A 24082-nucleotide genomic window follows, 5' to 3' on the forward strand; every position below is an offset into this window, starting at 1 on the left:
GATTCTTTTGCACGGGATGATTGGCATTCCCCCTTCAGTAGGATTATACTAGTACTTATAAAAACTACTTGCCAGGGGGTGCCGGACTGGTGACGAATGCCAAGCCGCAGATTCATGCAGCGAAGATCGTTGTCCTGCACCAGGACCGATTGGTCCTCGTGAAGCAGACGCGCAGGGGAAGATCGCATCCCACCTTCGAGCTGCCCGGTGGAAGAATGCATACGTATGAGAGCATAGAGGAGGCGGCCTGCCGCGAGCTGAGAGAAGAAACCGGTCTCGTAACGGACAAGCTGACGGAGCTTGGCACGTTCTCCATCCCGACAAGCCCGATTACCGTGACGCTTTTTTTCACAAATGCGATTCAAGAGGCGGGATCTCAGCAGCTCGACCCCGATGAGGACATTGAGGTTGTATATGTAGAAACCGCGGAAGCTTTCCGCAACATCGGCAGCGGCATTTGGCCGGATACGAGGCTTGGCTTCGGATTGCTGCTTGCCCGCGCGAGAGGCCTCCTGTAAGACATTTTCGAACAAAATAAGGGACTGTCCGGTATACTTGCCGGCAGTCCCTTTTTTGCCGGATCTCACGTTCCTGCCGGCTTACTGCATGGGTGTATTCGATTGGCTCAGCTGATTCTGCATTGCCGTTTGCTGCTGCTGCATCGCTTGCGCCTGCTGCTGGAACAGCGATTGCTGCATGCTTACCTGTTGAAGCTGCTGCTGGGACTGGTCGATTTGCTGAGTCATTTGCGCCAGCACGGAGAACGATTGGATCGTTTGAGCTACCGTTCCGAGCATTTGAGTTACTTGTTGAATGGTTTGCTGAAGCTGCTGGAACGATTGCTGCTGCTGCTGCTGAGCCTGCGTGCGGAATTGCTGCATTTGCTGCAACAGCTGATTTACCTGCTGTGCGCCGCTCGCTTGGCCGCTCGAACTCATCGTGCTGCTGGAGCTTGGACTCATGATTTGGCTGGCCTGTTGCTGCTGTTGGCTTTGCAGCTGGGACAGTGTGGATTGCATTTGCTGCAATTGAGCCCTCAGCGGGATAAGCTCCTCGCCCAGTTCTTCTTCTACTTTGCTTTTGGCAATATTTTCTACCAGCTTCTTGTCCACCATGCCTGATTCCTCCCTAGGTAAATTATGGTTCGCCCTTGCGACCGGAATTCCGGCGAATGCCGGCTGTACATAGTCGGTCTGAAACAAAAACCACCGCGCAAAAAGAAACCCAAGAACGCCTAAAATCAATAGCAAGGCAAGGCCCATGAAAAGTATGCACCTCCTTCTTTTTGAGGTACATAGGTATTATGCCAAGGTCGCTTTAGACTATGATAAACGGCACGACGGTAAAAGGAGGGAACCCCGAACGGGGCTCCCCACAGAAAAAAACTCCCGCCAGGCAAGGCGGAAGCTTTGAATTTCATACGCTTTTTCGAACATATTCCTCCGGAGACAAGCCAACGATGGCTTTGAAATCCCGAATAAAATGGGAATGATCATAATAGCCGAGCTCCAGCGATAAATCTACCCATTCGGCTACCTCCCCGTGCTCTATCCGCTCCGCGGCTTCATGCAAACGATATCGCTGAATGACGTTCTTGGGACTGACCCCTACATAACGCTCGAACAACCGCTGCAAGGAACGTTTGTGCAGGCCGCACCGCCTGACGACATCATCCACCCTCAGGATGCTGCGATCGTCCCGAATCTGATAAACGAGACTGCTTACCAGCGCAATGTTCGGATCCCGCTCGGGTAAGCAATTCAAAAAGAAATCATCCACCCGCCGGACCGCCGCATCGTCTCCCTCATGTACCGAAAATAACGTTCTCTCCAGCTGTTTACTTGGTTCCCCAAACACGGTTTCCACAGGAACGACTCGTCCCGTTATGCCTGCCACCGTGCTTCGCCAAAACGGCTGAAAGCCTCCGGGCTTAAACTTGACTCCAACCACACTGCCTTGACCCTGCAGCAGATGGGTTGATGTCGTATGAGCAATCCCGTAAATGGCGCTGGCGCCGGGCTCAAATACCAAATTAACGTTTGGATGGGCGATGACCGTTTGGGCATACGGGGGCTCGCCGCGCAAATCCCAGCGAACGATCCAATAATGCTGGATAAAATAAGCCGTCTCCTCGGAAGGAAGATGTCTAGTAAGCGTATATTTTTGTTCGCCTGCCTGCCTTCGAAGGATTCCTTTTGATTTGGGCAGCTCAGGAGAAGGGCTTGTCATAGCGTGAGGCCTCCGTTGTCGCATTTTTACAATACAGGGGAACCATAATTGCTTATAGTTAGAGTATCAGCTGCTGCACTCGATGACAATGATATTTTGCGGCTATGGGAGGTAAACTATGAACGAATTGGTATATCATTTCTACATTAATGCAAGTCCTCAGAGGGTATGGGAGGTGTTTGTTTCGGACGAGGGAGTCAAGCAAACCTTCTTCGGCTGCACAATTCGCTCCAGCTTCCGGGTCGGGGAGGAGTTCGCTTATATCGGGCCTGGGAACGACGGAGATGAAACGGTTCATGTCTACGGAACCATTCTGGCCTTCGAACCGGGCAAGGTATTCAGCTATGCCGAGCATCCGGGGCCCAGTTATCGTGAGAATCACGCCGAGCTTGAAACCCGCGTAACCATGACGCTTGAGCCTTACGGTGAATGTACGAAGCTGACGCTGGTGAATGACCAATGGCCGGAAGGGCATCCTTCCTATCAGAGTACGCAGGAGCATTGGCCTATGATTTTGAGCAATATTAAAACCTACGCCGAAACAGGGAAGACACTGAATTTCGGATGGTAAAGGAAAAAGGCTGGACCGCGGAAGCTACGGGTCCAGCCTTTGTTTAGTTAAGCGGTGGTCGGTGCCGCACCGGCTCCGGTATTGGTTGCTTTCGGTTTGTTCTTACGGGCAAAGGCTTTGCGAAGGATCGGCAGCAGGTAGTAGTCAACACCGAAGCGTCCTGCATTCGCTGCACCAGCGATAACGACCATGCCCAGGAGGATTAACCAAGGGTTCGTGCTTACGGTTCCGGCGAACATGAACATGAAGTTCATCATGAGTCCGAAGAAAGCGGCCGCCGTGGTCAAGCATCCGAGGATGAGGCCGAGGCCTACCAGAAATTCCCCGAGCGGAATCAGGACGTTAATGATCTTTACGTTCGGCAGGGCGAAGTTGTTCACGAAGGCGGTGAAGGTCGGGTATACGAGCTCGTTGGTTGCTTTGTCGACAATCGGTTTTGCAACGGCATTCTTCAGGAAGCCTCCCGCATCGAACCCGCCGGTCAGCTTGTGCCAGCCGGCCGTGAGCCATTCATACCCGAGGTACAGTCTCACGAAGAGCAGCAAGCCGGCTGCGTATTTGTTTTCTCTGATAAAGGTTCCTAACATGGTAACCATCTCCTTTAATGGATAGTGAATATTTTCACAAGTTCTTTTAAAAAATATATGCGGTCTATCGCTGTGCTTGAGAAAGCTGCTTATTAAGAATGGATTGCCGTTTCCTGTTCATGACGTCTGATCCCTTCCTTTACTCTGACTTGCTTGATCCTTGCTACACCTTTATCTTAACACCGGTTGCAAGAGGTGTATGTGACTTTTCTCACATCGTCTGCATCAAGCAAAAAATGATTTTTTAACTGAGAAGGCTCTATCTTATGGCAGGTCTGGCAGCAGCTCCGGCGCCCGGATTCTTCATATTCGGCTTGTTCTTATGAGTGAACACCTTGCGAAGAACCGGCAGCAGGTAGTAGTCAACACCGAAGCGTCCTGCATTGGCACCGGCCAAGACTACCACGCCGCCCAGCAGCACCAGCCAAGGGTTCGTGCTTACGGTTCCGGCAAACATGAACATGAAGTTCATCATGAGTCCGAAGAAAGCAGCCGCGGTGGTCAAGCAGCCGAGGATGAGACCAAGTCCTACCAGAAATTCGCATCTTGACGTTCGGCAATGCGAAGTTGTTCACGAAAGCGGTAAAGGTCGGATATACTAGCTCGTTGGTTGCTTTATCAACAATTGGCTTCGCTATCCTAACATGATAACCATCTCCTTTTGGTATGTGAATATTTTCACTTATTTATGAAAAAGAAGGCTTTAGTAACTAGGTCAGTTGAGAAAGCGTCGGAGCGTGGAGGATCTTTCGATTGTTCTCATGGCTTCTGATCCCTCTTTCTTGCTTGATGTTTTGCCTTGTGTTTCCTTCCTTGCTACACCCTTATCTTAGCACGGAGCAAACCCATCGTATGTGATATGAATCACAAGGATTTTATTTTTTCATTTTTTCGCAAACGTCCAATCCCTTTACCTTCCTTGGCATACAATACAGAAGTTTGTTTGGAAGGGAGGCAGCTATCCATGACCTATGCAGGCGGTGTTGGTGTTGGTGCAGGCGCTGGTTACAGCAGCGCAGGTGTGGTTCTCGTACTGTTCATTCTCCTCGTTATCATTACTCGCACATTTATTTAATGAAAGCAGGCCGGCCTTATTGTTAGGGTCGGCCCCTTTTTTTGCCCAAACGATTCCTAGAAGCTCATCCAAGCTGCCGATAGCCTCTAGTTTAGTGTTTTTCCTCCTATTTCACACCAGCTCTCATAAAATTGGGACATACTAAGAGCAAAGCCTGTTATCTATTTTCCGCCTACCCCTTGACGCGAAACCAAATGGTTTCGTATAATTTAATTATGAAACCTTTTAGTTTCGCAATAATATATCATTCAGGAGGCCACCACTGATGCCACAAAACGATCAAGCTACCTTACCGGATATTCGACAAACCATTGAACTGAAAGCGCCGCTGCAAAAAGTGTGGGCCGCCGTCTCTTCTTCCGAAGGGATTGAAAAATGGTTTATGCCCAATGATTTTCAACCGGAGCTGGGCTATGAGTTTACCCTTCGTTCCCCTTATGAAAATTCTCCTTGCAAGGTCATCGAAATTAATCCTCCTCATTTGCTCGTATTCACTTGGGGCGAGGATTGGGTCATCACCTTCGAGCTGAAGGAAATCGACGGCGGCACCGAATTTACGCTGATTCATTCCGGTTGGATTGCCGGGAAAACAACGGTTACGGGAGACACACACAATGTCATTCGCGACCGCATGAACGGTGGTTGGAATTCTGCCGTACTTCCAAGATTGAAAGCTTACGTCGAGGCGTAAGGCATGACAGCTTCTGCCGCGAAGCATGATGTGTTTCAAGCGATTGCGGACCCGACACGCCGTCAGTTAATCAGCATGCTGGCCGATAAGGAGATGCCGGTTACGGTCATCAGCAGCCACTTTCCCATGAGCCGAACAGCGGTGTCCAAGCATCTTCGGGTGCTTGCGGAGGCCGGGCTCGTCAGCGAAAAGAAGGTCGGACGCGAAACCCGGTACAGCCTGCAGCCGGAGCCGCTGCTTGAGCTGAAGCGCTGGCTTGCCTACTACGAGCGATTCTGGGAAAACCGGCTCCAGGTGCTCAAGCATTTGGTGGAGGAAGACGAGACCGCTCCCGCTGCGGAAGGTCCTCGTCTTGTGGAATAAAAGCTTCCCGTTGGGGAGCTTTTTCTTTTTTTCTACGAAACGGGGAAGACTATGCGGCGTATAGGTAGAATAAATGAATTTTGCGCTTGAGGAGTGGTGTATATGGTAGAGTCTCGGGAGGAGCTTACAGCCGCGTTGCGTCAGGTGGAGGCTTGGGAAGCCGGCCAGAAGGATCTGTGGTTCTGGGAGAAGCTGGGCCGTTTGCCCTTCGAGGTGCTTGATCGAATTACACCCCAGTCGATTCAGACGAAGATTGGCGAAGCGCTTGGCGACCTCGGCGCTTATGTGCAATCCGGCGGGCAGTATCTTGTGTCGGATACTTCGGTACTGAAGGCCTTCCAAGCCAAGGTGCCGGACGTGACATTTGAGGAAATCCGCGGCTTGCCTATCCGTACGATGGATGCAGTGGCGGAAGAAATTTCGCGCCGAAGCACGCTGGCTGCAACGGCCCAAGGAGCGACCACAGGCTTCGGCGGCGTGCTGACGCTGGCCATTGATATTCCTGCGATTCTTGGGATGTCGCTGAAGCTGATTCAGGAAATCGCTCTCGCTTACGGCTATGACCCTCGCGAGCAGCATGAGCGGGCTTTCGTCATCAAATGTCTGCAATTCGCCTCCTCCGACATCGTCGGGAAGAAGGCGATCCTTCACGAGCTAGGCCATTACGGTCAGCAAGAAGCACAAAACCAGATGATTTCCCAGCTTCAGGGCTGGCGGGAGGTATTCCAGACGTACCGGGATAACTTCGCATGGAAAAAGCTGTTCCAGCTGGTGCCGGTGCTTGGCATGTTCTTCGGCGCTTACGTGAACCGCTCGGCGATTCAGGATTTGGCCGAAGCCGGACAAATGCTGTACCGGAAGCGCAGAATCCTGGAACGGCTGCAGGCCGAATAGCACAAAAACACCGCAGCGGCCATGGTCTGGACCATGGAATCGCACGGTGTTTTTGTGCTGCTTTATGTTACATAAGTGCATCCAGTGAATAGGCGCCGGCACCGGTTAAAGCAACACCGACAGCAACGGCGAGAAGCACGAGCGGGTACTCATATCCATTGGAGGTTGCCCAAATCCCGTTGGGACCGTGCACCTTGAAGATGGCAACGAGCATCGTAAGCGCAATGAGCACCGCGGCGACCGGAGTAAATAAACCTGCCGCGAACAACAGCCCGCCGATCAGCTCCATAAGCCCCGCCATGACTGCCATAGCGACGCCCGGCTTGATACCGATCGATTCCATCCAGCCGCCTGTTCCTTTCGGGCCATAGCCGCCGAACCAGCCGAACAGCTTCTGCGCCCCGTGCCCTACAAACAACAGCCCGATCACCAAACGAACAATCAATAATCCTAATCCCATAGCTACCATAATACCATCTACCTCCTATAAATTTAAGAATCTTTAATTTAAGATATTTAGCAGTTTTGAAGGCTGCTCTAGAAAGCAACCTTTTAAGTGCATTTTTTTATTTTATCTCCGCGTTAAATATCTTGATTTAAAGATAAATCAAAAACGTCATGCTGTCAACTCTTTTTTTATAACGGCTACAATTTTATTGCTCTTTTTGGTTTCACCACGGAATGTGCATTAGCTTCGATTGACGCCCCCGCAGATCAAAGTTTAAGATGATATCAGATATATATCCCTTCCGCGAAGGAGTTGTCGAGTATGACACAAGCTAGACCTCCTTGTTGATTTTGAACCTCCACGCGTGCACGTGCCCCTCCGTGCTCGTTTTCGTTACCACACCTGCGAAAACGAACCTATGTGAGGAGTGCACCTATGGACACTTTATCCAACATTCGCTGGCTGTATGCCATCCGTTTTTTTCACAGCCTGATTCCGGCTTATGTGATCGAAAGACTGTTCTGGGAGCAGCGCGGCATGACGATTCCGCTGGTCGTCTATGCCGAAATCATCTATGCCGTCACCATCGTATTGCTTGAGGTTCCCACCGGCATCCTTGCCGACCGATGGGGACGCAAGCGCATGCTTATCGCGGCAGCGGTCTTAAGCTGTTTCGAGTTTTTGATTCTGCTCTATGCTTCGGAGTTTTGGCACTTTGCCCTGGTAGTCTTTCTTGCCGGGATTGCACGAACGGCAGCCAGCGGCTCCGAGAATGCGCTGCTGTACGATTCGCTGCTGCAGCACGGAAGAGAGCAGCTTTTCGAGAAGCATCTGGGTCGATTGAACGCCCTGGATTTCATTGCGGCTATCTTGGCTGCTCTCAGCGGCAGCTGGTTAGCCGGGCGATTCGGCTTCGAGCTCAACTACTGGATTTCGCTAGGCAGTGCAGTGCTTAGCCTCACGATCTCCTTCTTCCTGAAGGAGCCTAAGGCTATCCAAGCCGCTTCGAGTACGGAAAAACCGCTGCCGATCAGGCAGTATGTCGCGGGCTCCCTGCGATTTTTCCGCACTCGACCGGACGTCCGTCTTGTCGTGCTGACAGGGATGGTCACCGGCGCCGCGGTTAGCTTCATGGATGAATTTTGGCAAATTTACATGAACCGGCTCCACATTCCAGTGGCCTTCTTCGGCACCGTATCGGCAGCGATGATACTGCTTCGCGTTCCAGGCAGCGTCTTGGCTTATGCGCTGATCAGCCGGTTCCGCTACCGGCCTCTGATCCTCGGCGTGACGAGCGTCATTGCCGTCGGCTTCGGCTGCATGGCACTCGCGGGCGGCTATGCCGGCTTTGCCGCTGTCCTCCTGATCTGCCTGTTTTCCGGCATCATGGAGCCCCTGGCCTCGGGTTATCTGCACCATCGTATCGCGGACTCCTCCATGAGAGCGACCATCGATTCGTTTCAGTCGCTGGGAGAGAACCTCGTGCTGATTGTGACGGGCCTTGGCTTCGGCTGGCTCTCCGCGAGATACGATATTTTCGGCGGCTTCGGCTTTATCGCAGCGCTATGCGGAGCGTTCCTTATGTACGCCTGGTTCGCTTCCCGCAGGATCGAGCCGTAACAAGTCAAACCCCTACAACCAGGCCGGTTGTCGGGGTTTCCCGATTGAGCGCAACGATTCGGACTAGACAAGGTAGGCAGCCCCATTTCTCCGATCCCGGATCACATGCCCGCCATCCAGCTCCAGCTCCACAAAGCCGGCCATCTCGGACATTTCCGCCTCGATCGGCTCCTCGCGGCCCAGCAGCAGCATATTACGCTGCTCCTCCTTATCGTCCCCGGGCAAATAAAACACCCGTGTATACCGAAACACCTCTTTCAGCGTTGTGTGAATGGAGCTCACCCGCTTATCGTTCCACGGTTTGCCCATCAAATTCAGCAGCATCATCCCGCGGGACGCAAGCTTTTCCTTTGCCGTCTGAAAGAACTCCAGCGTTGTTAGATGCGCAGGCGTTCCCGCTTTGCCGAACGCATCCAGCAGGATGCAGTCGAACGCGCCGCCAGCCTGCCCGTTCAAGATCCTCCGTCCGTCCCCTATCACAACGTTATCCCACCGGTAGCCAAAATACTTCCGACTGAGCTCCACAACCTTCTCGTCAAGCTCGGCCACTACGAACCTTTCACCGGGATAACGACGAGCCATCGTCCCGACGCCGTGCCCAATGAGAAACGCCCGACGAAACGCCGGGGCGTTAAGTTCCATGCAGTGCAGGATCGCCCTCGGGTATTCAAGAACGACGCGCTCCGGGTCGCGAAGATCGATGGCCCCCTGTACTGCATCCTCGGCAAACTGCAGACAACGGAATTTGCCCAGCTCTCCATACAATTGCGTTGTATCAAAGACGATAATTTCATTATGCTCCGTTACTTCTTTAGTCAATAGATGCACGCCTGCGCTCTCCTTTTCCGCCTGCCTTCAGCTCAAGCAGGGAACAGATCAACTCCCCGCGAGGAAAGAAAGTCCAGCGCTTCCTCTACGATGTCCTCCTGAAAGCCGAAGGTTGCACGCAGCATGTCCAGCCAGTCGCTTAGCCGCGTATATTCATGTACCTCGGTCCCCTTGTCCGTCTTGACGAGCAGCTTATGATTGATGACAGAGTAAGCCTTTCCCTCTCGAAACAAGGTCGCTGTAATTCTTCGCATAAAAGGGTTCTCGTCCTCATCCCTTAGAGAATGGGTGATTGCCTCCTCGAAGCTTTCGAGGCTGACGGGCTGCCATTCGATGCATTTGGCGACGAAGCTCTGCCCGTTCATTCGGCGATCGATGAGATATCTTAGGTCACCGAGCCGGGTGATCTCCACTTCCTCCCCGAATCGGGTGAACCGGGGCTGCTCCTCCAAGAGGAGCGGCTCAAAGAGCGGAGCCCCATAGCCAACATCCACGTAATAAGAACGCCCCTCCACCGTAACCATAAGGGCCAGGTGGGTATTCCCGCCGGCAGCTCGTACGAGGTCGACTTGAAAGCCCAGCGCCTGCAGCAAGCGGCCGAAGTGCGCATTCAGTACATAACAGTTGCCGCCCAGCCCTCTGTCTTCCATGCCCGCAAGGTGCGTCTCCAGCGGGGGCAGCCATATCAGGCCGGTCCTTCCCCGGTGAAGGTAGTAATGGATTTTGCTGATATTCTCAAAAGGAATTCGCTCCAGATGAAGCCGAATCAGGCTTCGCAGGTAAGGAAGCGAGGGCTTCCTGACGTCCGCTCCCAGAAAACGCACATATCGTTCTATCGTTTCCATTGGCTCCCCCTTAAGGCTTCCAAACCATTAAAATGACGATAACCATGCTGAGAATGGTAGCCCACATATGAAGATTGCGTACTTTAGCGTACATGGCGGATATTACGGAAGGAGCCTTCTCTTCCGCAGCATCGTTAGATGCATCCAACGAGCTTTGCAGCTTTTTGGCCGCAGGGTTCAAGAAGCCCACGACCAATACTTCGACGGCAATGAACAGGAGCAAGGATCCTGCAATCCAGCCTTGCAGGAAGGGGCCGTAGGAGCCGAGCCAAAACAAAACCGCTCCCGAAACGACAGCCAAGGTGCCGAATACCTTGGGGAACATCTCCAATCGCGTAACCTGCTCCAGGGCACGCCCCATCTCCCGGACGGAGGGCTCGGCCCGCAGCAGCATCGGGAAGGCCAGCGTAGGCCCGATCCCTAGAATCGCCGATACAACGTGAAACAATATAAGCCATTTCATACACAGCACCGCTTTCATCGATATGGTGGTTGAATACCTCTCCATCATATCCGGCGATGCCTCCTTCTTGTATCGGTAGAACTACGTATTTTCTCAGATCCGTTAGCTTCCTTCGATATGAGGTGCTTCCTTCTGCAGCCCCTTCTCTACGATATATCGCGTCAGTGCCGCCCTTGAGGTCAGCTGCAGCTTCTGATAGATTCGCTCCAGATGCGTCGTGACCGTACGAAGACTTATAAAAAGCGCCTTAGCAATCTCTGCATTCGTCTGTCCTTGAGCGACGCATACGGCGACTTGACGCTCTCTTGCACTCAGCACCGTATGGAACGGCTCCTTCGTTTTACGCCACTCCAGCTTGGACCGCTCGATGACCTGGCGGAACAGGGGGCCCCATGCATGGCCTTCTATGACGTCGGCTGAAGCGAGGGCTTCTCCCAGACGCTCGGACAGCTGCAGGAGCTCTTCGTCAAGGATGTGCTCCAAGCGATTCTTCCTTGGGTCCGTTTCTTCATGGCACACCACCCCGACGAGCTTCCCTAAAACAAAGAGCGGAAAGGCAAAATAGCTTGTCGAAAGCGAAGGCACCCGGTCGCCCGAGCTCTCCTGCTGCTGCGCCTGTTCTCCGGGCTGCAGGTGGTATACGTATCGCAGCTGCGATCGAATGTTATGCAAGCGGATCACCCGGCGATTCCGCATAACCAAAGCGGCCAGCCGCTCCATCGGCTCAAGAGCGGCCGGATGGGCTCCGGCGCCCGGAACACCCCGCGAGGCCAGCAGCTGCGGTACAACGGAGCCCCCCTCCTCCCGTGGAATCCAGCAGGACAGCCGCTGCCAATCGAATTCGGCGGCAAGGGCCTGCAGCAGCTCGGCATGACGCGGTGGAGCCGGCTCCAGCTGGGGCGCCTCCTCCAAGCAAGGGCGGACGCATACCACTTGGAATACGAGGGCGGCACGCAGGAGGACCGGCTCCGCTAAGCCGGCAAGCCACGAAACGGCTTGAAGGTCCTGATGCATCAGGGCAAAGAGCGGTCCCTCCTCCTCCGAACGCAGAAAGCGGAGCGTCAGCTCCCAGTGCAGGCGGTCGCTTGGGTTTACGATTTTCAGAAGGGCGCCCCTTTCGGTTTGCAGGTTCAGTTCCGTCTTATACAGCAGCTGATTCGCTATAGCCACATGCTCCGAATCCACATACCATACCCTGGACAAGTTCGCAATGTTAGGCACACCCTCCTTATCGCTTGTAACGATGACACAAGGCGCGACGCCCTGAAATGCTGGCAGTAATTGAGACGGCAGCACCGTTCTACCTCCTTTCCCCTAGTAGAGCTCCGGCATTAGGGCCCGGCGTCTGCAAATACACCTTGCTTACTTGTAATCCTACAGCTACACATTGCGACGCTTCAAAGGACACAAGCGGGGTCAGGTTTGGAAAATAGGCCGCAATCCGTTGCCGCTGCAGCTCCAATACCTCAAAATCCTCCATTGTCAGAGACTGATGCCGTCGAAAGGTTCCTTTCAGCTGATACGATTCATTATCGGTTCCAGCCGTCATCAGCACAGAGAGCGGGCCAGGATGAGGGCGGGCCTCGCTCAGCCGCTTCCATTGGCTCTGAAGAATCGAAACCCAGATCAGCTCCTCCTCCGAATGGAGCCGAACCCCATACCCCCTGCAAAGGAAGGGAGGAACCTCATGCCAAGCTGCCGATACATGGATGAAGAAGGGAACCTGTCTATGGACAAATCGAAGCAGCTCCTCAGGCCATATGCTCATAAGTACTCCTCCTTTCTTGGGGAACATCACCGTCATGATTTTGCTTCTATGATAGCATAAAGCGATGAGGCTGAAACGGAAAAGCTCTTTGCGACCCTTCCGATACATGGAAAATTGAGCAAGATGTCGTCCGTAATACGCATATTCGCATCCCCCCTGCCTGCCATACAATGTATTATCCTGAAGGAAAGGAGGAATGCCGTATGGTAAACCGTCAGCTATGCAACCGCTTGGCCCGGATCATTGGAGGATCCGGAAGTATTACGAACGGTGCGTGTGTCGTCCAAACCCTTCGGAAGCTTAATGTGAAAATTTTTGGACGCCGCAGCCGCTCCCCTCTTACTCTGCCGTTCGCACTGTCCGTGGAAGCCAAGGACGCCAGAGGCCGTACCTTGAACCTGGGAGAAACCGTCATCCTGGAAAGAGAAATCAACCCCTTCGTTTCGGAGCTGCGCAAGCGCGGCATCAAAGTAACCGCCATTCACAACCACTGGCTATTCCAAAGCCGCTCTTTTAAATATATCCACTGGCAGTCCGTCGGAGATCCCGTGCTTTTCGCTCAAAAAAGCGCCGCAGCCGCCAGAGCGGTTGGCATCCTTCCCAGAAGGTAAGCAGCTGCACCAGAACAGGCCTAAGGGCCTGTTTTTCTTTGTTTGCGTCCATGGCTCCCTGTTTGTCCCTTTTTATATTCCTTGACAGGAATATTCGGTTTACTATACTATTTTCTTTGAAGGGAGTAACCGATATGGGCGCGAATTTGACAACCTTGAGTGCACTGGCCGAGCCCAACCGATTACACATTGTCGAGCTTCTGCGCGAAGGTCCACTTACGGTAGGCGAAATTGCCGAACGTCTGGAGCTTCAACAGCCGCAGGCCTCGAAGCATCTTCGTGTACTCAGTGATTCCGGGATCGTTGAAGTGCATCCAATCGCCAATAGGCGGATTTATAAGCTGCAGCCCCAGCCATTTCAAGACCTGAACGAATGGATGGATTCCTTTCGCCGGCTGTGGGAGGAACGGTTCGACCGCTTGGACGATTACTTGGCGGAGCTTCAAAGAAAGCAGGCACAAGAGCAGCCGCTTAACCGAGATCCATCCGGTGAATCGTAAGCAGTTAGCAGCAAACGGCTGTTATTTTACACAAAAAAGAAGCACTCCGGCCCCTATCCCAAGATGGATGCCTGAGTGCTTCTTGCTTCTAATGCCCGGACGAAGCCGCAAGACCTACCTGCTCTACGAGCGCCTTGCTCTCTTGGTTCATGCCGATGATCTTGACCTTCCTGCCTAGCTGCTCATATTTCAGCTTGGCTTTGGAAATGGCAGTCACCGCCGAGTGATCCCACACATGGGATGCACTGAAATCTATCACTATGGTGTCCGGATCGTTCCGGTAATCGAACAAGTCAACAAAGTGGGACATCGTTCCGAAGAACAGCTGCCCGGTAATGCGATACACCTTGGCACCGCTCGGCTCCACAGCTGTATGTGCCTTAATCTTAGCGGACCTCCAGCCGAAGATCAGCGCGCTTAGCACGACTCCGGAGATGACACCGATCGCAAGGTCCGAGGTAATGACCACGATCGCCACCGTAACAACCATGACCAAGGCATCGGCCCGAGGGATTTTGGCTAAGGTCCGAACCGAATTCCAATCGAAGGTGCCGATGGAAACCATGAACATTACTCCCACAAGCGCACCCATCGGTATTTCTTGAACCACTTTGCCTAATACTAAAATCAGGAAGAGCAAGAACACGCCGGCTACAAGGGTTGACAGCCGGGATCTCCCTCCGGACTTCACGTTGATGACCGTTTGCCCGATCATCGCGCAGCCGGCCATGCCTCCGAAGAAGCCGGTAATGATATTGGCCAAGCCTTGGCCCTTCACTTCAACGTTCTTGTCGCTTTTGGTTTCCGTCATTTCATCGACAATCGTAGCCGTCATCAGCGACTCGGTGACCCCGACCACCGCCAGCGCCAAGGATAGAGGCAGGATCGTCATAATAGCTTCCCAAGAGAGCTTCATGTCGGGAATATGGAAGAAGGGCAGTGCCTGCGTAATTTGTCCCATATCGCCCACGGTTCTCAGGTCCAGTCCTAAAGACATGGAAAGAGCTGTCATTACGATAATAGCTACCAGTGCGGATGGCACCGCCTTGGTTAAAAGCGGCAGCAAATAAATGATCGCCAGCGTTCCCGCCACCATCGCGTACATCATCCAATTCGCGCCGCGGAAGTTCGGCAGCTGCGCCATGAAGATGATAATGGCGAGGGCATTCACAAAGCCAGTCACGACCGAATGAGGGATAAAGGTAATAAATTTACCGAACTTAAGCACGCCCATAAGATACTGAATGATACCGGTCAGAACCGTTGCAGCGAATAAATACTCGACGCCGTGCTTGGCGACTAACGGGCCCATCAGCGAAGCCATGGCGCCTGTCGCCGCTGAGATCATCCCCGGGCGTCCTCCTACAATGGAGATCGTGACCGCGATTGTAAAGGAAGCATATAAGCCTACCATCGGGTCCACTCCCGCCAGGATGGAGAAGGCAATGGCCTCCGGAATCAACGCCAAAGCAACCGTCATTCCGGACAGCACGTCCTTGCGGGTGTTAAAAAACCAATGGCTTTTCAATTTTTGGTACAGCAAAAAAAGCTCACTCCTTATTCTTTAAAAGTAAATGACTTTCCACTTTCAGAAAAGTCGGGGCCGATGGTCAACGGTTTATATTATACACATTTCGGTCACATATCTCTACCCCTAGTTGCTATTTACTAGTGATCTTATCGCAGCTTCGAGCTTGGTTCTGGCTTCCTTCACGGCTCGTTGAATCAGCAGGTTTGTCTTGTGCTCCTCGTAATCCTCTTTCTCATATTGCACCCGCAGCTCCGCCCGGCCGTCCTTCAGTTCTCCGATCACAACCGATACTACTCTCGGCGGTTCTCCTTCGTTTCCGAGCTCCCAGGCGAATATGGTGATACTGCCTCGATAATCCCCCGCCCGAGCATCCTCCCGATGCTCCAGAAGCTCCGACAGCTCTACCTTCGAATATTGCTTCATGCGGAATAGACCTCCTTTATATGCCAAAAAAAGCGGCCGTTTCCCAGCATCATACTAGGAAACGACCGCCGTAAGCAAGCGCGCTTATTCACGTATACGGTAGCTTGGCAAATGGCTCAGCGCAAGGAGGACGTCATGCTTGTCGAACATTCCATCGCCGTTCAAATCCTGCCGCTTGACCATCAGCTCGAGCGTGATGACATACACCCTCTGCTCGGCTGCGTAAGAGCCGTAAACGGCCCTAATCACCGAGTCACCCCCTGCCAGCCCCTTCAGCATGCCTGTGTTCGGGTCGACGCTTACGAGCGACGGACTAAAGGAGGTAAACGTCACTCCGGTCGTCAGCGCTTCCCGGCTCCCGTCGGAGTATATGCCCCATACCCGGGCCGGGACCGCTGCTCCGAAGGTTAAGAACGGGAGCGTATCCATCTCGATATAGTTGATATGTCTCTCAGGCGGAGGCGTCGTCCCTCCTGTAACGGTTACCGGCAGCTGGGCACTGTAGACGCCGTACGTTACCGTAATGACGGTAGACCCGTTGGAGAGTCCAGTCACCATGCCAGCAGAGCTTACTGAAACAATGCTGCCGTTATAGCCCAGGAAAGCTGCGTGATACGTCACATCCGTCACCGTTCCGCCTGCATACACCTTAACCGCAACCGGAGCCGTGCTTCCCACCGTCAGGTCCAGCGCCTCAGGAGCAAGGAACATCGGTGACGTATCTACATGAATTTGAAATTGCCGGTACCTATATACATCACCATATTGCGGCTCGCCATCGCTTAGCAGCACTGTGACGATGGCGGTTCCTTGTGCATTCGGCTTAGCCTGGAACGTCAATGTGCCGTCAGCGGCGATTGCCGGCTGCACGTCGAACAGCTCAGGCCGGTCTGTCGTTACTTCGAAAACCAGCATCTGACCTTCTTCGTTAACAGGTCCCGGGCTGATTCCGATCGCCCACAGCTCGGAGACCGGGAGCGAATGGGTCACGGTCATTTCCGTTCCCTTGAGGTCAAAGCTCGGCGGATCGTTCACAGGGGCCACCGTAACGGCAACCGTAGCGATATTCGATGCCCTGCCGGTTTCATTCGCTTGGAAGGTGAAGCTGTCCGGGCCGAAGTAATCGGGCTCAGGCTTATACTCAAAAGCCCCCGTCACCGCATCCTTCAACGTAACTGTGCCGTGTGCAGGCGCCGTAACGATCCGGAAGGTTACCGGATCGTCATTGCCGTCATATCCGAGCAGCCTGCTGTTCAGGACTTGATCCTCCTCTATCGTGAAGGAGGTATGATTTAAGTATTCTTTCACATCCGATGCGGTCAATCCGTTAACCTGACCATAGAGTCCGCCGATCACGTCGACAGCAGAGCTTTGAACTAGATAATCGAACGGAAAATAATTCGTAATATTTCCGTAGTACAAATGATTCGGATTAATGCCCTCATGCTCCAGCTTCGCCAGCTCCGACCCATAGACATCGCGGTTGAAAAAGACAAGGTCGTCCATCCCGCCCACGAAGCCTTCCGCCTGTCCCGGCCGATTGCCCAGCGTGATGGATTGGAACTTGGTCTGCGCATACGTACCGACTTCGACGGAGCCGGAGCCTTTCATTTGACCGTTGATATACAGCTCTGCATAGATGTTGTAGAACATAAAACCGAGCTGCGACCACTGATTGAGCGGAAGCTCTTCCGTAGAAACAAATTGCTCCACCCAAGCGCCGGAAGGGTTCGTATAGGCCACGTGCACCCGATTGTCCTTCAAGTACATCCAGATCCCCTTCGTCCCTGCCCCCGGAGGCTGATGATACAAGGTCTGTACAGGATTGCTCGACGTCGGTGAGCTATCCAGCTGAGGATATACCCGCATGGCGATGGTGAAGACGCCGAGCTGATCGTTCTTATTCGGAATGACTACGGACTCGTTACTTCGGAAGTAAAGCGCCCGATCGGCTCCGGCCCGCGGCGCCAAGGAATTGCCGTAGGAGATGTAGAAATTCCCCGAAGTGCTCAGATTACCGGCCGCATCCATAAACTGATGCCATACGCTGCCGGTTCCGTCGATCTTGAAATAGGTCTTCGTAGCGAAGGGCTTCCATGGCTGCCATGTCACGCCGTCATTCGAGAATCGCATGGACACGGCATCGCTTCCAGGCTGAGGGTTCAATTCCACCCAGCGAACGGAGCTCGTGCCCGGCGCCCATACGCTCACAGTCGGTGCAGCTCCGTCTATGTGGAGTGTCGGATAGCTTGGCGCAGGCAGCGTCCCTGTGGCATCGTAATCCCAACCGCTTCGAATGCTTCCGGACGCCACATTCAAGGCTGTCGCCTTCAAGTCCGAGATGCCGTCGCCGGCTGCAACCACATAGGTAAACCGGAGCTTATTCGAACCGCTCCCCGAACGGTAGACCGCCTGCTTTCCGCCCGTCATCTCCAGATAGGGAGACCCGGACACCCATACCGGCTCCGAGTAGGTCAGCTCGAAGGTTACGGCTTCCCCAAGCTTATACGACCTTTCGGAAGGAGCGTCAGGTACCGTGATGGTTCCGATGGTCGGCCGCGTAGAGCTGTACAAGCTCTGCACCTCCGTCTCGGACAGCGCACGGTTGTACAGCCGCACATCATCGAGGGAAATATTGGCCGCGTACCATCCGGTCCCGAACTGGCCGATGGTCAGGTCTTGTCCATTCGCGCTGGAGAAGTCTATCTTATCGGATACGTTTAGCAGCTCCGTTTTGCTATTCTCTATATCTCCATCAATGATCAATTGAATTTTATCGGTGGCAACGACGACGGCCACGTGATGCCATTCGCCTGGAGGACCGTCTGGAGGATTGCCTGTAGGATACGTATAATCCATAACAAGTCCATTTTGGCCGCTGTAGGCATCCATTGATTTATTAAAATAGATTTCATCCGGATTGGCCATATAATCCAGGTTGATGACAAAGCCCTCGGTGTCGCTTTTCTTCGCAAGGATCGACTGGACTCCTTCATCCAGCTGCGTCCAATACCCATCCGTCCCCTTCTTGCTATCCACACGCAAGTAGAAGGAAGCGGTCAGTTCATTCTGCAGCGCAAGTGTAGAGCTGTCCGGGATACGGATCACCCCGTTACTTCCCGCCGCGGCCACTCCATTCCCCTTGATTTGGACCGCCTGACCGAACTTCGTACCCGGGACCAACGTCACATCACCGCTTGCCGTTCCGTGATTCGCCATCCCCGACAAATCCATATAGCCGCTTTCGAAATCGAGCTGCAGTACAAGGCCGTCGATGATCAGCCGTTTCGTCTGGGCAAGCCCGTTGCCGGCGGCCGGGTCCGGCATCGCCACGTTGGCATCGTAGCCATCCATCCCCTTGATGCTTCCCCCGTTCAGAGCCAGGCCCGTGACGTCCAGCGCCTTCGTTCGCTTCGTTCCGTCCACCGTATAAGTAAAATGCAGCGTGTCCGTCCCTGAGCCGCTAGCATATACCGCCTTGGCCCCATTATTCAGCGTGAGCTCGGGAGAGCCGGTGACGTTCACCGCCTTGGAAAACTGCAGCTGGAGATCCACCGTCTCCCCGTTCTTCAGGCGACCCTCCTTATCCGCATCCACCCTACTGATAAAAGGAGCGCTATCCAGCCGAAAGCTGTCAATCCAATGGGCCTGATAGGATCCGCCCGTGCTGGCCGAGAATCCGAGGCCCGCGAAGGAATTGTCCAGCGGACCGTCCGCGCGGAACACCAAGCTGCCGTCCTTCCATAGCGTGACCCGATGGTTCTCCACGCGAAGGCTGACATCATGCCAGGCGCCGTCGCTCAGACCGGCGACAGGCACCAGCGCCATCGCATGCCAGCGTGTAGCATCCAGCGGATCCGGCATATGCCTGGCATTGTCTTTGAACAAGGCGATATGGCTGCCGTCCGGATCATATTCGCCGTTATGGACGGTATCGAACTCGACCCCGTAGCCGTTGCCCGGCTCGAAGCCCATTCCGCCGCCCGAGGCCGGTTCCAGATTTTGCCGCTTATTGAACATAAACACCAGACCGTCGCCCCCGTCACCCGGTATCGGACGTTCGATCTTGAACTTGAAGCTCACTTGATAAGGCGGCGCCACGCTCTGCTTGAGCCAGATCGTCCCTACCTGGGAGCCTTTAGCCTCCGTCAGCCGGACGGTTCCGTCACCCTGACGCGACGCATTCCCCATAAAGTCCCACAAGCCGGAATCGACAGTAAATTCATCCTGTATGGGCTCGGCATAACTCCGCGGCGCTGCAAAAAAGCAGCAAAAGATCAGCAGCATCAGCACTGCTGCAACAGCATTATTTTTCAAAGAATATCCAACCCCGCTCCCGTATCAATTCTACAAATTGCGACAAATACATCCGCCTGTCAACAAAGCTATGAATCTATTATACTTCCAAGAATGGGCAATGATAAGTCATAGTTTTGGTGTTTTTTCATACGAAAGTCCCATGTTTCGCTGCCATCATTTGTACAAATCCATTGTGATTCCCATCACATTCCGATGCCTTGTCTTCTTGGTAAAGTGGTACCCATGAGAAAAACAATTACGAAAGATAAATTGGAGGAGATTCGTTATGTTTTGCTACCAATGCGAACAAACGCCGACAGGCGGCTGCAAGGTGATCGGGGTATGCGGTAAGGACGAGAATATCGCGAGCTTGCAGGATACGATGATTTTTGCTTTGAAAGGGATTGCGGCCTATGCCACCCACGCCCGCCAGCTTGGCTACAGCGACCCTGAGGTGGATAAGATCACGCATGAAGCGCTGTATATGACTCTAACCAACTCCAACTTCAATCTCCAGGAGCATATCGATATGGCGATGAAGGTGGGCAGCGCCGCCGTACGCATCATGGATGTGCTTGACCGCGCGCATACGACGCATTTTGGGATCCCACAGCCCGTTACCGTTTCGCAAAACAAAATCGAGGGCCAATGTATCGTCGTTACAGGACACAACCTCTACGCGCTGGAGGAGCTGCTCAAGCAAACTGAGGGCAAGGGCATCAACATCTATACCCACTCCGAAATGCTGCCCGCTCACGGGTATCCGGAGCTGAAGAAATATCCTCATCTCAAAGGGAATATCGGGAAGGCCTGGTACGACCAGCGCCGTCTGTTCGAGAAATTCCCCGGCGCGATTCTGGCGACGACCAACTGCGTGATGCCGATCAAGGGCTCGTATGCCGACCGGTTCTTCTCTTATGAAGTAGCCGGACTTGAGGGGGTCACCAAAATCGTGGGCGAGGACTTCTCTCCTCTGATCGAGAGAACCCTCCAGTTGCCTGCAGCGAACATCGATTCGGAAGCCGTGCTGACGACAGGCTACCACCACGAAACAGTGATCGGGCTCGCGCCGGAGATCATTCAAGCCGTAAAGGACGGCAAAATCAGACGTTTCTTCGTCATCGCCGGCTGCGACGCCCCGGGCTCGGGCGGGGAGTACTACCGCGAGCTGGCTACCTCGCTGCCGAACGACACGGTCATTCTCACCACCTCCTGCGGCAAGTTCCGCTTCAATGACGTCGACTACGGTACGGTAGGGGATACGGGCATTCCGCGCTACATCGATCTGGGGCAGTGCAATAACTCCGGCTCCACGGTCAAAATCGCGCTGGCGCTGGCGGACGCCTTCGGCTGCTCCGTGAACGAGCTTCCTGTCAGCATCGTGCTGTCCTGGTTTGAGCAGAAGGCCGTCGCTATTCTCCTTGGTCTGTTCAGCTTGGGAATCAAGGACATCCGCATCGGTCCGAAGCCGCCGGAGTTCATCACGCCCGGCGTAATGGATGTGCTCGTGCAGACGTTCGGCTTGAAGCTGATCGGCAACGCACAGGAGGATATGGCCGACATGCTGGCGCATTAACAGCGTCATCGACCAGCATCGGCCAAACATTCAGCGAGCTTTCAGCCCCTGCTCAGAACGGTTTCAGCCATCCCCCGCATAATAAGAGGCGATGAAACCATTCTGAGTATGGGGAGTTTACGGGGCATGAATAATAAGAGATCGTATGTCAAATTGACCCTGGATATCGTCATGGGGACGACGTTCGCTTTGCTTTTTAACAAAATGGTGCTAGGCGGTCTCGCCTTTCACGAAATTGCGGGCACGGCCATCGCGTTTGCTTTCATCACGCACATTCTGCTGAACCTCAAGTTTGTGCAGAAGATTACGTTCCGCCTGTTCGATAAATCACTGCCGGGCAAAACGCGCCTCAGCTACGCCTTGAACGTCATCCTGCTGATCACGATGGCCTTCGTTATTGTGAGCGGACTGCTCATTTCTCGGGTGATTCTACCGGAGTTCCGCTATGGAAACGAGAATTGGTTTAAAATCACCCATATGGGCGTATCCTTCCTGACGTTGATCCTGATCGGCATTCATATCGGGCTGCACTGGCATTGGGTCATGAAGGTGACGAACCGCCTGCTGAATCTCAAGCTGCCCAAGACAGCCGCTCGTACCGTCATGACAGCCGCCGCGGCCATCGTGCTGCTGTTCGGAGCTTACGAGGTGTACACAACCGACTTCCTCTCCAAGCTTCAAATGCTCGGGATGGTGGTAAACGCCTCCTCCGCTCCTGCCGGGCATGGCGGGATGCAGAGGCCGGCAGGCGAGGGACGGCCTGCGGCCGGAGCAGCCGAAGGCGCGAAGCCGCAGCGCGGCGCAGGAGCCCGCGGCGAAGGGATGCCGGGGGGCAGCCGCGTGAGCCCGAATGCAGTGACGGTTGCCGGGACCTACTTCGGCATTATGGCTGTGTTTGCAGGAATCACTTATTATGCTGATAAGTGGATCGGCCGGCGACGCCGGGTGGCGGTAGAGTAGGCGTCATCATCCGTTAGGCGGTTTTCTGCGATAAAGCAGCAATCCGCTGCCGCGACGCCCTTTGCGCGTAAGATTTCTGCGGAAATACAAAAATTCCAACACCACCGTGACGGGTAAAGGCTTATTGTCCGGTCAGAAAGTTGTACGATCTCACAAATCTTATCGTTGACCGCCCTTTTCTCGAAACATTGCTGCACATTATCACAAATCCCACATCATCCGCAAAGCTCCAATGTCTCTTCTATAGAGAGAGTTGGAGTTTTTTTTCATTTGGCCGGGAATCCTACTACCATCTCACACAACTGATTAATGTGTCGTTATCCATGTTTAGTCTTCGTTATATCAAGAACGGCGATGGTGCTGTATCTTTATAACTGTAAGGCGAAAGCGCATTCATAAAAAATAAACACATCATCCATATTGGAGGGTCACACTTTATGAAAAATACACGAAAGCGTTGGTTTGGTACGGGAGCAGCCGTTCTGCTTACAGCTTCACTAGTGGCGGGCTGCGGCGGCGGTGCAGGAGGAGCGACTCAGGGAGCATCGGATGCGAAGGCGCCGGCGGCAAAGCCGTTCGAGGGCAAGACGCTGAACCTTGTAACAGCGAACCATCCTTGGGGAGACGCGATCAAGCCGCTGCTCCCGGAATTTGAAGCTGCCACCGGCATGAAGGTTACAGTACAGGGTTTGTTCGAGGACCAGCTGACGCAGAAGCTGACCGTGCAATTCACCTCAGGCTCCGCAACCCCGGATGTGTTCATGTACCGCCCGCTTCAGGAAGGCAAGCTCTTCTACAAGAACGGCTGGGTTCAGCCGCTGGATGAGTACGTGAAGAAGGATGCGGCGTATGACTTTAACGATTTCTCCAAATCCGCAGTAGGCTCGGCAACAGTTGACGGGAAGCTTGCGGGCATTCCGATCATCACCGAGCAGGAGATCCTCTACTACCGCAAGGATCTGCTCAAGCAAGCGGGCATCGAGGTGCCGAAAACGCTTGATGAGCTCGTAGCCGCAGCCAAGAAGCTGCATGATCCATCCAAGGAGATGTATGGCTTCGTCGCCCGCGGACAGCGTTCGCCGCTCGTCACGCAGGTGTCCTCCTTCCTCTATTCCGAAGGCGGAGATTTCACCAAGGGGGATCAGGCTTCGATCAACACGCCTGAGGCGATCAAAGCGTTCACGACGTACGGCACACTGCTGAAGGATTACGGCCCTCCGGGCGTACTGAACATGTCCTGGCCGCAGGCGATCGGAATTTTCGCCCAAGGTAAGGTAGCATTCTATACCGATGCGAACTCCATCTACCAGAACGCAACGGATAAAGAAAAATCAAAAATCGCCGATCAAGTAGGCTTCGCCGTATTCCCTGCAGGCAAGGCCGGTTCCAAGCCTTACAACATTACCTCTTGGGGTCTCGCTATGAATGCGAAGGCAGCCAATAAGGATGCGGCTTGGGAGTTCATTAAGTGGGCGACGAGCAAGGAAATCGTGCTCAAGACCCAACAGAAGGGTAACCCCGGTCCCCGTGCTTCCGTATGGGAGAAGCCTGAGGGCGTTACCGGATTCCCGGCGGAGCTCGTTCCGATCATCAAGGAAAGCGCCAAAGGCGGCGTAGACCACGACCGTCCGGTTGTGATCAGTGTAGGCGAAGCCCGTGACGCTGTCGGCGAGATCGTACAGAAGATCATTACCGGCGAAGGCAACGTGCAGGAAACCGCAGATAAAGCGAACAAGACGCTGCAAGCCATCATCGACAAAGACAAAACGAAATAATCCATCGCTGACATAGGCTATCACG

Annotated in this window: 24 protein-coding genes and 1 pseudogene; 12 read left to right on the top strand and 13 right to left on the bottom strand. The window is 53.8% G+C overall.

Annotation, left to right across the window (positions count from 1 at the left end; genetic code table 11):
• The first annotated feature begins 89 nt into the window (after window positions 1-89).
• A complete protein-coding gene (locus tag QMO62_RS15820; protein WP_284642387.1) occupies window positions 90-518 on the top strand; it encodes an NUDIX hydrolase in 429 nt (142 codons plus the stop codon).
• A gap of 81 nt (window positions 519-599) precedes the next feature.
• Here the strand turns inward: QMO62_RS15820 and QMO62_RS15825 are convergent, their stop codons facing one another.
• Both QMO62_RS15825 and QMO62_RS15830 read right to left on the bottom strand, forming a co-directional pair.
• A complete protein-coding gene (locus tag QMO62_RS15825) occupies window positions 600-1262 on the bottom strand; it encodes a hypothetical protein (RefSeq protein ID WP_284642389.1) in 663 nt (220 codons plus the stop codon).
• Between the two features lie 154 nt (window positions 1263-1416).
• Window positions 1417-2229, bottom strand: coding sequence for a helix-turn-helix transcriptional regulator (locus QMO62_RS15830; RefSeq protein ID WP_284642391.1), 813 nt, complete (start codon window positions 2227-2229; stop codon window positions 1417-1419).
• 118 nt (window positions 2230-2347) lie between these two features.
• Here QMO62_RS15830 and QMO62_RS15835 point away from each other — a divergent pair, with 118 nt between their 5' ends.
• Entirely contained in the window at window positions 2348-2800 is a 453-nt protein-coding gene (locus QMO62_RS15835) for an SRPBCC family protein (RefSeq protein WP_284642393.1), read from the top strand.
• A gap of 47 nt (window positions 2801-2847) precedes the next feature.
• Here the strand turns inward: QMO62_RS15835 and QMO62_RS15840 are convergent, their stop codons facing one another.
• Together QMO62_RS15840 and QMO62_RS15845 are read right to left on the bottom strand one after the other, a co-directional pair.
• On the bottom strand, window positions 2848-3387 hold the full coding sequence (locus tag QMO62_RS15840; protein WP_284642394.1) for a DoxX family protein: 540 nt from the start codon (window positions 3385-3387) through the stop codon (window positions 2848-2850).
• Between the two features lie 259 nt (window positions 3388-3646).
• A pseudogene (locus QMO62_RS15845) lies at window positions 3647-4025 on the bottom strand (Crp/Fnr family transcriptional regulator); the annotation flags it as partial.
• A gap of 326 nt (window positions 4026-4351) precedes the next feature.
• On the opposite strand from QMO62_RS15845, the gene QMO62_RS15850 reads away from it, so the two are divergent.
• The 4 genes from QMO62_RS15850 to QMO62_RS15865 all read left to right on the top strand — a co-directional run bounded on the left by QMO62_RS15850 (window position 4352) and on the right by QMO62_RS15865 (window position 6410).
• Entirely contained in the window at window positions 4352-4462 is a 111-nt protein-coding gene (locus QMO62_RS15850) for a YjcZ family sporulation protein (protein ID WP_284644960.1), read from the top strand.
• A gap of 265 nt (window positions 4463-4727) precedes the next feature.
• Entirely contained in the window at window positions 4728-5153 is a 426-nt protein-coding gene (locus tag QMO62_RS15855; protein WP_284642396.1) for an SRPBCC family protein, read from the top strand.
• A 3-nt stretch (window positions 5154-5156) separates the two neighbouring features.
• Complete coding sequence (locus QMO62_RS15860) at window positions 5157-5516, top strand: ArsR/SmtB family transcription factor (protein ID WP_284642398.1); 360 nt, start codon at window positions 5157-5159, stop codon at window positions 5514-5516.
• 102 nt (window positions 5517-5618) lie between these two features.
• Window positions 5619-6410, top strand: coding sequence for an EcsC family protein (locus QMO62_RS15865; RefSeq protein WP_284642400.1), 792 nt, complete (start codon window positions 5619-5621; stop codon window positions 6408-6410).
• 67 nt (window positions 6411-6477) lie between these two features.
• Here the strand turns inward: QMO62_RS15865 and QMO62_RS15870 are convergent, their stop codons facing one another.
• The gene (locus tag QMO62_RS15870; protein WP_372516723.1) at window positions 6478-6870 is read right to left on the bottom strand and encodes a DoxX family protein; all 393 of its coding nucleotides are present in this window, start codon (window positions 6868-6870) and stop codon (window positions 6478-6480) included.
• A gap of 423 nt (window positions 6871-7293) precedes the next feature.
• On the opposite strand from QMO62_RS15870, the gene QMO62_RS15875 reads away from it, so the two are divergent.
• Window positions 7294-8478: an MFS transporter gene (locus tag QMO62_RS15875; protein WP_284642404.1), complete on the top strand. Its 1185-nt coding sequence runs from the start codon at window positions 7294-7296 to the stop codon at window positions 8476-8478.
• Between the two features lie 63 nt (window positions 8479-8541).
• Here QMO62_RS15875 and QMO62_RS15880 read toward each other — a convergent pair whose 3' ends face one another.
• The 5 genes from QMO62_RS15880 to QMO62_RS15900 are packed head-to-tail and all read right to left on the bottom strand — an operon-like array spanning window position 8542 to window position 12382.
• Complete coding sequence (locus tag QMO62_RS15880) at window positions 8542-9306, bottom strand: spermidine synthase (RefSeq protein ID WP_348651706.1); 765 nt, start codon at window positions 9304-9306, stop codon at window positions 8542-8544.
• A gap of 32 nt (window positions 9307-9338) precedes the next feature.
• The gene (locus QMO62_RS15885; RefSeq protein ID WP_284642406.1) at window positions 9339-10151 is read right to left on the bottom strand and encodes an arylamine N-acetyltransferase family protein; all 813 of its coding nucleotides are present in this window, start codon (window positions 10149-10151) and stop codon (window positions 9339-9341) included.
• A 10-nt stretch (window positions 10152-10161) separates the two neighbouring features.
• Window positions 10162-10662 carry a DUF2269 family protein gene (locus QMO62_RS15890; RefSeq protein WP_284642408.1) on the bottom strand — a complete coding sequence of 167 codons (501 nt, stop codon included), beginning with the start codon at window positions 10660-10662 and terminating at the stop codon, window positions 10162-10164.
• Window positions 10663-10716: 54 nt separating this feature from the next.
• Window positions 10717-11910 carry a LuxR C-terminal-related transcriptional regulator gene (locus QMO62_RS15895; RefSeq protein ID WP_284642409.1) on the bottom strand — a complete coding sequence of 398 codons (1194 nt, stop codon included), beginning with the start codon at window positions 11908-11910 and terminating at the stop codon, window positions 10717-10719.
• 4 nt (window positions 11911-11914) lie between these two features.
• Window positions 11915-12382: a hypothetical protein gene (locus QMO62_RS15900; protein ID WP_284642410.1), complete on the bottom strand. Its 468-nt coding sequence runs from the start codon at window positions 12380-12382 to the stop codon at window positions 11915-11917.
• Between the two features lie 203 nt (window positions 12383-12585).
• Between QMO62_RS15900 and QMO62_RS15905 the strand changes: the two genes are divergently transcribed.
• Window positions 12586-12993: a DUF1259 domain-containing protein gene (locus tag QMO62_RS15905; RefSeq protein WP_284642412.1), complete on the top strand. Its 408-nt coding sequence runs from the start codon at window positions 12586-12588 to the stop codon at window positions 12991-12993.
• Between the two features lie 134 nt (window positions 12994-13127).
• Window positions 13128-13493: an ArsR/SmtB family transcription factor gene (locus QMO62_RS15910; RefSeq protein ID WP_284642413.1), complete on the top strand. Its 366-nt coding sequence runs from the start codon at window positions 13128-13130 to the stop codon at window positions 13491-13493.
• Window positions 13494-13581: 88 nt separating this feature from the next.
• Here the strand turns inward: QMO62_RS15910 and QMO62_RS15915 are convergent, their stop codons facing one another.
• The 3 genes from QMO62_RS15915 to QMO62_RS15925 all read right to left on the bottom strand — a co-directional run bounded on the left by QMO62_RS15915 (window position 13582) and on the right by QMO62_RS15925 (window position 19764).
• Window positions 13582-15033: a SulP family inorganic anion transporter gene (locus QMO62_RS15915; protein WP_284644962.1), complete on the bottom strand. Its 1452-nt coding sequence runs from the start codon at window positions 15031-15033 to the stop codon at window positions 13582-13584.
• A gap of 114 nt (window positions 15034-15147) precedes the next feature.
• Window positions 15148-15447 carry a hypothetical protein gene (locus tag QMO62_RS15920; RefSeq protein WP_284642415.1) on the bottom strand — a complete coding sequence of 100 codons (300 nt, stop codon included), beginning with the start codon at window positions 15445-15447 and terminating at the stop codon, window positions 15148-15150.
• 84 nt (window positions 15448-15531) lie between these two features.
• The gene (locus QMO62_RS15925; RefSeq protein ID WP_284642417.1) at window positions 15532-19764 is read right to left on the bottom strand and encodes a LamG-like jellyroll fold domain-containing protein; all 4233 of its coding nucleotides are present in this window, start codon (window positions 19762-19764) and stop codon (window positions 15532-15534) included.
• A gap of 268 nt (window positions 19765-20032) precedes the next feature.
• On the opposite strand from QMO62_RS15925, the gene hcp reads away from it, so the two are divergent.
• From hcp to QMO62_RS15940, 3 genes are all read left to right on the top strand, one after another.
• A complete protein-coding gene (gene hcp, locus QMO62_RS15930) occupies window positions 20033-21322 on the top strand; it encodes a hydroxylamine reductase (RefSeq protein WP_284642419.1) in 1290 nt (429 codons plus the stop codon).
• Window positions 21323-21448: 126 nt separating this feature from the next.
• Entirely contained in the window at window positions 21449-22282 is an 834-nt protein-coding gene (locus QMO62_RS15935) for a DUF4405 domain-containing protein (protein WP_284642421.1), read from the top strand.
• A 437-nt stretch (window positions 22283-22719) separates the two neighbouring features.
• Window positions 22720-24057 carry an ABC transporter substrate-binding protein gene (locus QMO62_RS15940; RefSeq protein WP_284642423.1) on the top strand — a complete coding sequence of 446 codons (1338 nt, stop codon included), beginning with the start codon at window positions 22720-22722 and terminating at the stop codon, window positions 24055-24057.
• Window positions 24058-24082: the final 25 nt, after the last annotated feature.

It is taken from the genome of Paenibacillus silviterrae, from assembly GCF_030167925.1.
Taxonomy (GTDB): Bacteria; Bacillota; Bacilli; order Paenibacillales; family NBRC-103111; genus Paenibacillus_G; species Paenibacillus_G silviterrae.